9 protein-coding genes and 1 pseudogene are annotated in these 12,181 nt (G+C 70.5%); 4 read left to right on the top strand and 6 right to left on the bottom strand.

Annotated elements, in window-relative coordinates; genetic code table 11:
- Nucleotides 1–13: 13 nt before the first annotated feature.
- Nucleotides 14–949: a phosphotransferase family protein gene (locus tag OG858_RS12745; RefSeq protein WP_328544903.1), complete on the bottom strand. Its 936-nt coding sequence runs from the start codon at nt 947–949 to the stop codon at nt 14–16.
- Nucleotides 950–1,123: 174 nt separating this feature from the next.
- Here OG858_RS12745 and OG858_RS12740 point away from each other — a divergent pair, with 174 nt between their 5' ends.
- The gene (locus OG858_RS12740; protein ID WP_037693903.1) at nt 1,124–1,414 is read left to right on the top strand and encodes a hypothetical protein; all 291 of its coding nucleotides are present in this window, start codon (nt 1,124–1,126) and stop codon (nt 1,412–1,414) included.
- A 482-nt stretch (nt 1,415–1,896) separates the two neighbouring features.
- On the opposite strand, the gene OG858_RS12735 is transcribed toward OG858_RS12740, so the two are convergent.
- The gene (locus OG858_RS12735; protein ID WP_319064590.1) at nt 1,897–2,154 is read right to left on the bottom strand and encodes an SCO2583/SCO2584 N-terminal domain-containing protein; all 258 of its coding nucleotides are present in this window, start codon (nt 2,152–2,154) and stop codon (nt 1,897–1,899) included.
- A gap of 581 nt (nt 2,155–2,735) precedes the next feature.
- The gene (locus tag OG858_RS12730; RefSeq protein ID WP_328544904.1) at nt 2,736–6,521 is read right to left on the bottom strand and encodes an nSTAND1 domain-containing NTPase; all 3,786 of its coding nucleotides are present in this window, start codon (nt 6,519–6,521) and stop codon (nt 2,736–2,738) included.
- Nucleotides 6,522–6,871: 350 nt separating this feature from the next.
- Here OG858_RS12730 and OG858_RS12725 point away from each other — a divergent pair, with 350 nt between their 5' ends.
- Both OG858_RS12725 and OG858_RS12720 read left to right on the top strand, forming a co-directional pair.
- The gene (locus tag OG858_RS12725; RefSeq protein WP_319319777.1) at nt 6,872–7,711 is read left to right on the top strand and encodes an NPP1 family protein; all 840 of its coding nucleotides are present in this window, start codon (nt 6,872–6,874) and stop codon (nt 7,709–7,711) included.
- Between the two features lie 192 nt (nt 7,712–7,903).
- Nucleotides 7,904–8,626 (top strand): annotated as a pseudogene (locus tag OG858_RS12720) (tyrosine-type recombinase/integrase); the annotation flags it as partial.
- A gap of 104 nt (nt 8,627–8,730) precedes the next feature.
- On the opposite strand, the gene glnA reads toward OG858_RS12720, so the two are convergent.
- Nucleotides 8,731–10,140 (bottom strand): type I glutamate--ammonia ligase, encoded by a 1,410-nt coding sequence (glnA, locus tag OG858_RS12715; protein WP_037693601.1) that lies wholly within the window; start codon nt 10,138–10,140, stop codon nt 8,731–8,733.
- 196 nt (nt 10,141–10,336) lie between these two features.
- On the opposite strand from glnA, the gene OG858_RS12710 reads away from it, so the two are divergent.
- On the top strand, nt 10,337–10,804 hold the full coding sequence (locus tag OG858_RS12710) for an RDD family protein (RefSeq protein WP_328544906.1): 468 nt from the start codon (nt 10,337–10,339) through the stop codon (nt 10,802–10,804).
- Nucleotides 10,805–10,894: 90 nt separating this feature from the next.
- On the opposite strand, the gene OG858_RS12705 is transcribed toward OG858_RS12710, so the two are convergent.
- Nucleotides 10,895–11,596 (bottom strand): DUF4191 domain-containing protein, encoded by a 702-nt coding sequence (locus OG858_RS12705; RefSeq protein ID WP_319266719.1) that lies wholly within the window; start codon nt 11,594–11,596, stop codon nt 10,895–10,897.
- Nucleotides 11,597–11,806: 210 nt separating this feature from the next.
- Entirely contained in the window at nt 11,807–12,010 is a 204-nt protein-coding gene (locus OG858_RS12700) for an SCO2195 family GlnR-regulated protein (protein ID WP_046709005.1), read from the bottom strand.
- Nucleotides 12,011–12,181 lie beyond the last annotated feature (171 nt).

Genomic DNA, 12,181 nt, shown 5'->3' with positions numbered 1-12,181 from the left:
TCCACCCGGCCCGTCAGACGTACCGCTCCAACAGCCCGCCCACATACGCCTCCAGCCGCGCCCCCAGCACCTCCGGCGTCAGATCCGTCCGCCCCAGCTCCCGCCAGGGCACCGCGAGCTTCTCCGCGTCGGGCGCATAGGCCAGCGCGTCCAGCAGCCGCCAGTACAAGTGATCCTGGGCCTGGTCCAGTTGACGCCCGCCCCGCGCCTCGTACCGCTCACGGAACCCGGCCCCGTACTCCGCCCCGTACAACAACGCCAGCGTGGTCGAGCAGTGGGCCACGTCAAGATCCGCCGGCCCCCACGAGGTCTCCACCCAGTCCACGACCCCGCTGATCCGCAGATCCCCGCCCGCGCCCGAGCCCGTGAACAGGACGTTCCCCGGATGGAAGTCCCGGTGCAGGAAGCATCCTTGGTAGGACGGCGCCTCCCGCCGGATCACGTCCACGGCCCGCTCCCACAACGGCCCACCGGGCGTGGTGACCCGCTCGGGCGAGGTCCAGGCCTGGTACGTACGAGGCCGTTCCTCCGGTACGACCGCGTGGATCCGGGCGAGCTGCCCGGCGAGCAGATCCAGCCGCGCCTCCAGGTCGGCGTCCTCCTCCACCCGCACCGATCCCGGCAGCAGGGACATCAACAAAGAGGGATGGTCGGTGAGTTCGGCCGCCGGGTCGACGGCGTACAGGCGGGGCGTCGGGATGTCGTCGTACGGCGCGAGCAGTGTGAGTATCGCGGCCTCACGGTTCAACAGCCCCGGAGCGTGCATCCGGAAGAACGGTTTCACGAACGACCGCAGGACAAGACCCGTCCCGTCGTCGAGCGTCAGCCGACGCATCCGCGAGGTCCAACCACCGCGCAGATCCGCCCAGTTCCGTACGGTGCGGCCCTCCTGCAGCTGCTTGTCCACCCACGTGCGGGTCGCCGCCCACCTCTGATCGTCACGTTCCATGGGCCCAGCATCTCGATAAATGGGATGCCCGCGCACCCGTCGCACGAGCATCCTGGATACGCGCATCGGAGTCCTCGATCACCGGGCCCGCGCAGGAAGGGCATCACTTTCCGGCCCCGGGGCTACTCTTCCACGCACAGTCATCACCCACGCCACGTCCCGAGGAGTCCCGTCATGGGCACCTTGATCCTTTCGGCGACCGCGGTTCTGGTCGTCATGGGTTTCTCCAACCAAGTCCTCTGGCTGGCCGCGGTCGCCCTGCTCTACCTGTACGTCCGCTACGGCCGCACGGGGGGAGGCTCGTCGGCGTCCTCGTCCGGACCCCCGGCGAGCGGCGGCCCGGCCCCCGCTTCCTACCGCGCGTACCGCGATCGCCGTGACCAGCAGGCGAAGTGGGAGCGCCGCTACAGCCGCGAACGGCCTTCCGAGACCCGTCGGCAGGCTCGCGACAAGAGCGGCAAGTAGCGAAGGAACGGAACCGGAGCGACGAGCCGACCAGCCGAGGAGTCGACGAGTCGGCAGGCAAGGTGCCCCGGGGCAGTTCACAGCCCCGGGGCACCTCAGATAGGGAACCGCCGCCCCAGCGCGGGCTCGATCCGCAGCTCGTCCCCGAATACGGCCCGGACCCGCGGCTCCAGCGCGTTGTCCCGCCGCCGTTTCCGCACCCGCCGGCGGCGCGAACGGACAGAACGTCCCGCGCTCACGAGCAGGCGCACTTGTCCTGCTCGACCCCGACGTGCGGCCCGCTCCGCCCCGCGTCCGTCCCGGTCGAGGTGAGGGACACGGCTGCCCTCAGCGCGACGGCGGCCGACGGGAGGAGAAGAGCCGGTCGAGGTCGGGGGGTGCCACCGGCTTCGTACGCCCGAGACGGACGTCCATGAGCCCCATGCCGCTCGGCCCGCCTCCCCGGATCCCACGAACCTCGCACGGCCTTCGGGTCCGCAGGCTCAGTACGACGACCGGTAGTTGACGTAGCCGATCAGCGCGATGAGTCCCGCCATGCATCCGAAGACGATCACCGTCGACACCCACGAGGACCGGCGCGGTCCGGCCGGGCCGGGGTCGGCGCGGAAGGGCTGGGGTGCCGGCGGGTTCTCCTTCCAGCGCGCGGCGAGCATCCGGGCCCGTGCGGAGGGCTCCTTGTGCTCGGCGTTGTCCGCCCACCTGATATCGAACTCGCGCTCGTCGTCGTCCTGTTCGGGCATCCCCGCGTCTCCCCGTTATCTCTCGAACAGTCGTGCCAGAAACCATACGACGGCGCCCCCGTCCCGCAAAGCCGGAACGGGGGCGCCGTCGAACGACTCGGCGGGCCGATCGGAACCTCACGCGTGCGGCGCGAAGCACGGGCCTGCGGGCTCGATCACACGTCGAAGAAGTGATGCCCCGGTGCCGCGACCTCGGTGCGGGTTTGCTCCTCCGCTCTAACCAGCGCGGATGCTGTCGTTGTCTGTCGTTGTTGGTCGTCGCCGGCCACCCTTGGACGGCCCACAGACGGCCCAAGCCCAACGGTGCCGACCAGGGCTTAAGTACGCCATCAACCCTGACAAGAAGAAGTCCGCGACCGCCTCGCCGAACGCCGCGCCGGTCACCACGACGAAGATCGTCCTCGACCGCTGAACCACCACGGCGGACCGAGGGTCTTCGAGGGCGCCGCTCCCCAGGGGGTGGCTCCCTCGCCGTCGCGAGACGGCCGTCGCGGAACAGCCGCCCACTACGCGGTACGTTCGGTCGCTGACCCAATGACCCGCTTACCCGCTCACCCTCACTGACCGCCGATCGCTGCTCCTCAGTCGCACACCCTTCTGTACGGCGCGTCCGGTACGTACGTGTCCCACTCGCTCCTCGTCAGGTCCTCGTTCCCGGCGCGGGCGCAGACGTGGGCGATGGCGCGGGTGGGGTCGACGGGGTGGCGGTGGAGGGGGACGTTGCCGCCGCCGGTGTAGAGGGTGGCGTTGTCGGGACTGAAGGCGAGGGAGGCGATGGGCTCGCCGGGGGAGGGGAGCGGGTCGCCGAGGGGCTGTTGGGTGGTCGTGTCCCAGAGCTGGATCGTGCCGGCGTCGCCGCCGACTGCGAGGGTCTGGCCGTCGGGGCTGAAGGCGAGGGCGCTGACCGCCTCGGGGGTGTCGCCGAGCGGGGCCGGGAAGACGTTGCGCAGGACGCCGACGCGGCGGCGCAGGTCGCCGTCCCACAGGGCGACCCGGCCCGTACGGTCGCCCGCCGCCACGCGGCTGCCGTCGGGGCTGAAGGCGACAGCGCTGGTGTGGTCGCCCTGGACGAGGTCCAGCGCGACACTCCGACCGGTACTCCGGCGGAAGACGCGGTTGTCGCCGACGATCATTTCGGTGTCCGGGGAGAGGTCCATGCGGGTACCCGCCAGGCCGGGCCCGGTGGCGACCCTCGTCCGGCGACGGTCGGCCGTGTCCCAGTGCTCGGCGCTCAGCTCGCCGGCGGCCGAGGTGCGGGCGGTGAAGAGGGTGCGGCCGTCGGGGGGGAGGGCGAGGGCGGTCACCGCCGTGCCGGACTCGGTCGTCGCCAGATCCAGCGCGGTCTGTTCGCGGTCGCGGGTCAGGTCCCAGATGATGAACCGCTGGGGAGCGGCCCCCAGGCCGGGGGCGGAGACGCCGTAGACGAACCTGCCGCCGTCGGGGCTGAACACCATCACCGGGACAGTGTCCCCAGGGTCGACCGGCTCCCCGACGCGGGAGCGGGACATGAGTGGGGGCGGGGGCTGAAGGGTGCGGACGAGGCGGCCGTCCTCGGTGTCGCGCAGTTGGAATTGGTAGCCGGCACCGGATCGTTCGGCGGTGGCGAACACCCGGCCGTCCGGGCTGAGCAGCACGCCCATGGGCCGGTCGCGCCAGGCGGAGGTGACGGTCGTCACCAGGTCGAGGGTGTGGACCGTACTGCCTTCCAGGTAGCGCAGGACGGGTGAGCCGGGGTCCCAGGCGAGGCCGCCGTGGAGCCGCTGGTTGTTCAGGGGGTGGCGCAGGACGGGCGTGGCGGGGTCCGACAGCCGCCACACCCGGATCTCGTCGGCGGCACCGGCGGTCGCCAGGAACCTGCCGTCCTGGCTGAAGGAGGCGTACCGCGCACCGGGATCGTCGATCTCGGCGACCGGGCGTCCGGAGTTGATGTCCCACACCCGTACCCCGTCCTCGGAGACGGCGGCGAACTGGGCTCCGGCGCCGAACACCAGCGCCGAGTCGGCACCGCAGAGGCCCTGGGTCCGCTGCCACGAGCCCGGCAGCACACGTCCGGTGCCGATCTCCCGGACCTGCGGGGCCTTCCCGACGGGGCACACTGCCACCAGCCGGCCATCGGCGCTCGGCACCACGTTCGCCGGACCGGCCTCCCGCGTCTCGAACAACACCTCGCCGCCCGCCACGGACCGCAGCCGTACGCGGCCGGGTCCGGAGCCGGAGCCTGAGCCGGCCCCGGAGCCGACGTCGGGTCCGGGATCGGCCACGACATAACCACCGCCGCCGGCGCCGAAGGCGAACGCGTGGTGGCCGGGCGGCAGTGGCTCGCCGTCGGTCCAGCGGTCGGCACGGGTGTCCCACAGACGTATACGGCCGTCGGTACCGGCGATCGCCAGGATCCGGGCGTCCGGGCCGGCCGCCTGGACCTCGCCCTCGGGGAGGCGGCCGGTGCCGGTGCTGCGGCGCGTGGCCAGGTTCCAGGTCTGCCAGGTGCGGTCGTCGACGCTGAGGAGGGTGCGGCCGGAGTCGGCGAGGAAGCGCTGGGAGCGGTAGCCGGACGCGGGGTCGCTGAAGGAGTCCAGTTCGGGCTGGGTGAGGGAACCGAGGAGAGCCCGACGGGTCTCGGGCAGCGGGGCGATGCGCCAGGAAGCGGCGCCCAGCAGCAGGGCGGCCCGGGGATCGGTGGCGCGCAGGCCGTCGGCCACCGCGGCGATGCGGCGGGCGGTGTTCTGCGTGTGCTGTCGCCGGTTGTCGTCGTGCTCCCGCCAGGCGGCGAGGCCCACGACCAACGCCACCGCGAGGACCGCCGAGAGCGCGCCGGCCAGTGTCCGGGACCGGCGGGTGGAGCGGGCGGCGGCCCGGCGCTCCGCCTCACGAGCGTCGAACGCGGCGGTGAGGAAGTCCCGTTCGACCTCCGTGAGCGCGAGGTCGCGGCGGTGGCCGGGGAAGACCTCCGCGGCGCGGGCCAGCCGGGTGCCCCGGTAGAGGGTGCAGGGGACGCGGTCGTGCTCCAGCCAGGCACGGGCGGCCTCGGTGAGCTGCCGGTGGTGGCGCAGCCGTTCGCGGTCCTGCTCGACCCAGCCGTACAGCCGGGGCCAGCAGCCGATCAGCGCCTCGTGGGCGAGGCGCACGCCGTCCTCGTCGACGGTCAGGAGCCGGGCGCAGGCGAGCCGCTCCACCACCACGTGCACATCGGGGTGGGACCACTCCAGGAGTTCGGCCCGGGTCAGGGGGCGCCCGGTGTCGACGGTGCCCCGGCCCGGCTCGACCAGCCGCAGCAGCAGCTGCCGGGCGGCGGCGGCCTGTGACGCGGACAGCTGCCCGTACACCTCCTCGGCGCTCGCCGCGATCGCACCGTTGAGGCCGCCGGCCGCCTCGTACGCTGCCGTCGTCAGCATGCGGCCCTTGCGGCGCCGCCAGGTCTCCAGCAGCGCGTGCGACAGCATGGGCAGCGCGCCGGGCCGGCCCTGGACCTCCTCGACGAGCGTCGCGGTCAGCGACCGTTCCACCTGGAGACCGATCGCCTGCGCGGGCCGTACCACCGCCTCGCGAAGTTCGTCCGCGTTCATCGGGCCGACCAGCAGCCCGGCGCGGCTCAGCGCGTTCGCCAGTTCCGCGTGTTCGCCGCAGCGGGCGTAGAAGTCGGCGCGTACGGCGATGAGTACCCGCAGCCGGGAGCCGGGTTCCCGGGCGGTCAGCAGCAGCTCGATGAAGCGGGCCCGCTGCGCCTCGTCCCGGCAGAGGGTGAAGACCTCCTCGAACTGGTCGACCGCCACCCAGCTCTCCGGCTCGTCCGCCGCGGGGGTCAGTAGATGTCCGTACGTCTCGGCCGGTCGGGCGCCCGGCGTGAACACCCGCAGCACCGCCGCGCTCTCCCGCCGCGCGATGGCCTCGCGGACCCGGGGGACGACCCCGGCGCGCAGCAGCGAGGACTTGCCGCTGCCGGAGGCGCCGAACACGGCGGCGAAGCGGTGCGCGGCCATCAGCTCGCACAGCTCCGCCACCAGCCGGTCGCGGCCGAAGAACAGCTTCTGGTCGTCCGGTTCGAAGCGGGCGAGGCCCCGGTACGGCGCCGGCGCGTCTTTCTCGTCGTCCGCGGAAACCGCCGAGGCCGCCGCCTCGGCCTCCTTCCAGTACGGCTCCCACTCGCCGGGGTCCCCGCCGCACGCCCTCGCATACCCCAGGACGACCGCCAGCGAGGGCAGCCGCTCCCCGGCCGCCGCCTGGGACAGGGTCGTCGCCGAGAATCCGGCGCCCTCGGCCATCGCCCGGTACGAGGGGTTGCCGGCGGCTCCGCGCAACTCCCTCAGCCGGTGGGCGAGCAGTTGGACGGGGCCGGCCGTCGGGTCAACGGCTCTTTCCGGACGTCCCATGCATCTACCTATTTCCGAACTATTACAAGATTTCCGACACTTACGGCATTTTCTGATACATCAAGTGAACCGGGTCGGAGGCATCAACATACGTACCCCGCTGACCAGCCGAAACCCTGCGGCCGCAAAGTGTGGCGTTGATGACAGCGGCGGTACGTGCCGCCGAACAATCCGGAACCGTTGGCCGGATTTGATTGCCCTGGTGAGAGTAGGTGTCGATCAACTCTCCGCTTGCCAGTCTCTGTCCCGTCAAGCCGGATCAGCCGGCGTCCCCCGCCGCTGAGCAGCCTCTGCCCCGCAGAGCCGGATCACCGGCGTCCCCCGCGCAGAGCAAGTGGAGAGAACCGCTGATGTCCCAAGCACTGAAGAGCAGGAAGTCCCGCCTCGGCCGCCTCGGGCGTTTCGCGCTCGTCGCGGCCAGCGCCGCCGCGCTGACCATCGGGCTGACCGGCAGCGCCCACGCCGGCGTACTGACCCCCCTGCCCGAGAGCACCACCTCGTTCCAGAAGACCTTCCAGCCGGTCTTCGACTACGACACGGACGGCTGTCTCCCGGTCGCCGCCATCGACCAGTGGGGCAACCTCAACGGCGGCCTCGACGACAGCGGAGCCATCACCGGCCAGTGCCGCGACAACCACCTGGGCAGGGCCAACACCTACTCGCGGGCCAAGTGCAACAACGGCTGGTGCGCGATCATCTACACCCTGTACTTCGAGAAGGACATGGCCTGCACTGCATGCACCGCCTTGTCGCACCGCCACGACTGGGAAGCCGCCGTGATCTGGATCCGGCAGGGCGCGAGCACGCCCTCGTACGCGTCCGTCTCCGCCCACGGCGACTACACGACCAAGAACTGGAGCGATGTCCCGAGGGACGGGGCCCGTCTCAAGGTCGTCTACCACAAGGAGGGCAATTTCGCGACGGACGTGGGGACCCACTCCTTCCGCTTCGCCGGCTGGGGCGAGACCGCGGAGGCCTGGAGCGACGGCGGCTGGGACTTCCCGCGCCTGGTCACCTGGAACAGGTTCCCGGCCGGCAACAACGGCGTGAACCTCCAGAGCCGGATGCAGAACGCCACCTGGGGCAAGGCCAACTTCCCGCTGAAGGACGGCCGCTACAACAACGAGCTCAACGCGGCCAAGAACGGCCCCGCCGCCGGCATCCCCTTCGACGTGTGGGCCGCCGGCTGACGGACACAGGAACGGACGCAGACAGGATCCGGCCCCGACGGCACTCCCCGCCGCCGGGGCAGGCCCCTTCCCTCACGTAAACCCATTGAGTTCTCCGCCACCCCCTGTGACCCTCTTGTCAGTGGCATGACTTTATCCACATGGGCAGAAGGCGACGGAAGCGTCATCCCCTGACTTGTAGCGCGGCGCCGTGCGGGTTCCGTTCGTGCGCCCAAGCTCGATCCTCGGAAAATCAAGCCGTGGACGCGTTATCGAGTGGTGGCTGTTCGCGGCGGGCTCCCGGAGCAGTACGCAACAACAGTGGACCTCGGTGCCGGGTGCGGCCTGCGACAGGGCGAGATCTTCGGGCTGGCCGTCGATGAAGTCGACTTCGACGGGGGAGCGCTGCACATCGCACGGCAGGTCAAGCCGGTCGGTCCGCAGATGGTGTTCGCCCCGCCCAAGGGCGGCAAGCTGCGAGACGAGCCGCTGCCCGACGTGGTGTCGGATGCGCTCGCCGCACACGTCACCCGCCGGCCCCCTATCGACGTCACTCTGCCGTGGAAGACCCCGGACGGCCCGCCTGTCACAGCGAAGTTGCTGTTCTACTCGCGGGAGCGTAAGGCACTGAACAGGAACTACTTCAACATGTACCTGTGGAAGCCCGCCCTGATCGCTGGCGGCGTCATCCCGGAACGGGTGCCGGGGGAGCGGTTCAAACCGTCGCGTGAGCACGGCATGCACGCCTTGCGGCACTACTACGCGTCGGTCCTGCTGGACTCGGGAGAGAACATCAAGGCCCTGGCCGAGTACCTCGGTCACTCCGACCCGGGGTTCACGCTGCGGACGTACACACACCTCATGCCGAACAGCAGGGACCGGGCGCGCCGGGCCATCGACTCAGCGTTCGGCAAGGGAGTGTCTCCCGGACCCTGAGCGCAAAAGGCCGCCAGCCGTGCCCTTCCCGGAGCGGGAAGAACACGGCCGACGGCCCACAGACGGCCCAGGCGAGCGGAAACCCGCTCTGACCTGGGGCGATATCACACGTCGAAGTAGAGCTCGAACTCGTGCGGGTGCGGGCGCAGCTGCAGCGGGGCGATCTCGTTGGCGCGCTTGTAGTCGATCCACGTCTCGATCAGGTCCGGCGTGAAGACGTCGCCCTGGAGGAGGAACTCGTGGTCGCGCTCGAGGGAGTCGAGGACGGCCGGGAGGGAGGTCGGGACCTGCGGGACGCCCGCGTGCTCCTCGGGGGCCAGCTCGTAGAGGTCCTTGTCGATCGGCTCGGCCGGCTCGATCTTGTTCTTGACGCCGTCGAGGCCCGCGAGGAGGAGGGCCGAGAAGGCGAGGTACGGGTTGCCGGAGGAGTCGGGCGCGCGGAACTCGACGCGCTTGGCCTTCGGGTTCGAACCCGTGATCGGGATACGCATGGCCGCGGAGCGGTTGCGCTGCGAGTAGACGAGGTTGACCGGGGCCTCGAAGCCGGGAACCAGGCGGTGGTACGAGTTCACCGTCGGGTTGGTGAAGGCCAGCAGCGACGGGGCGTGCTTGAGGATGCCGCCGATGTAGTAGCGGGCCATGTCCGACAGGCCCGCGTAACCGGCCTCGTCGTAGAAGAGCGGGGAGCCGCCCGCCCACAGCGACTGGTGGACGTGCATGCCCGAGCCGTTGTCACCGAAGATCGGCTTCGGCATGAAGGTCGCGGTCTTGCCGTTGCGCCAGGCCACGTTCTTCACGATGTACTTGAAGAGCTGGAGGTCGTCGGCCGCGGCGAGCAGCGTGTTGAACTTGTAGTTGATCTCGGCCTGGCCGGCGGTGCCCACCTCGTGGTGCTGGCGCTCGACCTGGAGGCCGGACTTGGCCAGCTCCAGCGAGATCTCGGCACGCAGGTCGGCGAAGTGGTCGACCGGAGGGGTCGGGAAGTAACCGCCCTTGTAGCGGACCTTGTAACCGCGGTTGTCCTCCAGCGCACCGGTGTTCCAGGCGCCCGCCTCGGAGTCGATGTGGTAGAAGGACTCGTTCTCCGAGGTCTTGAAGCGCACGCTGTCGAAAACGTAGAACTCGGCCTCGGGGCCGAAGTACGCGGTGTCGGCGATGCCGGTGGACGCGAGGTACGCCTCGGCCTTCTTCGCCACGTTCCGCGGGTCGCGGGAGTACTGCTCGCCCGTGATCGGGTCGTGGATGAAGAAGTTGATGTTGACCGTCTTGTCGCGGCGGAACGGGTCGACGCGCGCGGTGGACAGGTCGGCGCGGAGCGCCATGTCGGACTCGTGGATGGCCTGGAAGCCGCGGATCGAGGAGCCGTCGAACGCGAGCTCCTCGGCCGGGTCGAAGGCCTCGGCCGGGATCGTGAAGTGCTGCATCACACCCGGCAGGTCGCAGAAGCGGACGTCGACGAACTTGACGTCCTCGTCCGCGATGTACTTCTTGGCCTCGTCGGCGTTCTGGAACATCCAGCTCCTCCTACTCCCGACGTCCTGCCGGGGTGGTAGTTCGTTCGTGCTGCCAGTGCGGTGGCACACGCTGTCGTCGACACTAGGGACGGGTGATTTCTCGTACGTGACCCATTTGTTTCGCACAAGTTAACCGGACATCCCGCCCCGCACCCCACCTGTCCGTATGGCAAAACGGTCGCAGTACGGTGGGCGGGTGGACAAGAGGCAAGCACTCGGATCGTGGCTCTCCGGCCCCCGCGCCGCTGCGGAGGACGCCGGAATCGACTTCGGATACAGGGGAGAGCAGCTCGGCCTGCCGGAGGAGGGGGCCGGCTCCATCGCCCGCCCCGGCCGCCGTCTCGGCGCCCTGGCCGTGGACTGGGGCCTCTGCCTCTTGATCGCATACGGCCTGATCACCGACGGCTACGATCAGGCCACCAGCAACTGGGCCCTGCTCATCTTCTTCCTGCTCCACACCCTCACGCTGGGCACGGTGGGCTTCACCCCGGGCAAGCGCCTCTTCGGCCTCCGCGTCGTCGCCCAGGACACCGGCACCGTGAACCCCTGGCGCGCCCTCGCCCGGACGGCCCTGCTGTGCCTCGCCATCCCCGCCCTCGTCTGGGACCGCGACGGCCGGGGCCTGCACGACCGGCTGGCGCGGACGGTGGAGGTGCGGATCTAGCGCCGGTACGACGACCCTGCACGACGAGACCCTGTACGACGATGGGGGCGCCCGGAGTGATCCGGGCGCCCCCATCGTCGTACAGGGTCGTCAGCGGGCCTTCGGGCCGCCCTTGGGCATGCGCATGCCCTTGGGCATCGGGCCCTTGGGGAGCGGCATGTTGCTCATCAGGTCGCCCATGGCGCGCAGCCGGTCGTTGGTGGCGGTCACCTGGGGGCCGGAGAGGACGCGCGGCAGCTTGAGCATGGTCGTGCGGAGCTTCTTCAGCTCGGTCCGGCCCTCACCGGTGCCCACGACCAGGTCGTGCACCGGGACGTCCGCCACGATGCGGGCCATCTTCCGCTTCTCGGCGGCCAGCAGGGTCTTCACCCGGTTCGGGTTGCCCTCGGCGACCAGGACGATGCCGGCCTTGCCCACGGCCCGGTGCACCACGTCCTGGCTGCGGTTCATCGCCACCGCGGGGGTCGTGGTCCAGCCACGGCCCACGTTGTCCAGCACCGCGGCCGCCGCACCCGGCTGGCCCTCCATCTGCCCGAACGCGGCCCGCTCGGCCCGTCGTCCGAAGACGATCGCCGTCGCGAGGAAGGCGAGCAGGAGGCCCAGAGCGCCGAGATAGATGGGGTGACCGATCAAGAAACCGATCGCGAGGAAGACACCGAAGGTGAAGATTCCGACAGTCGCGAGTACAAGACCGATCTTCTTGTCGGCCTTGCGGGTCATCTTGTATGTCAGGGCGATCTGCTTGAGTCGCCCGGGGTTCGCAGCGTCCGCTGCGGATTCCTTCCTCGCCATGGCACGAAGTCTACGTGTCCGGGGAAGCGAGGACGACGGCGGTGCCGGTGGGGACCGGAGACCGGGGCAGCGCTGGGGAAGCGGCGCCGGGCGGCGGCGGTGCCGGCGTGGAGCGGCCGTCGTGCGGAGACGGGGTGGTGCGGCCGTCGTGCGGAGACGGGGTGGTGCGGCCGTCGTGCGGAGACGGGGTGGTGCGGGGAGGGGCTGGGGTTACGAGGTGCGTGAGGCGACGACCGCTTCGAGGACGCGCTCGACCTCGACACGGTCCTTGGCGCGGCGGCGGTCCTCCAGGACGGAGGTCCAGGCGTTGCGACGGGCCGTGCGCTGACCGCTGCTCATGAGCAGCGACTCGACGGCACGGAGTGCACCGGTGATCGACGGGATCGGTGTGGCGTGGACGGGTGCGGCCTGCATGGGAGGTCCCCCCTCGGGATGGCTGCTCTGGCTAGGACTCTGTACCGGGTGTGAAACCAGGGTCACTCATTGGTGTTACCAGGGCGTGACCGACCGGTCAAACGCCAGTGAAGCCTTGATGTGGGGCCCTTAAACCTCGACGCGGCCCTGACAGTGCCCTCATCTGCGAGG

This window comes from Streptomyces europaeiscabiei, from assembly GCF_036346855.1.
Taxonomy (GTDB): Bacteria; Actinomycetota; Actinomycetes; order Streptomycetales; family Streptomycetaceae; genus Streptomyces; species Streptomyces europaeiscabiei.
The sequence above is the reverse complement of the archived record's forward strand: the minus strand, read 5'-3'. Positions and strand labels throughout refer to the sequence as shown.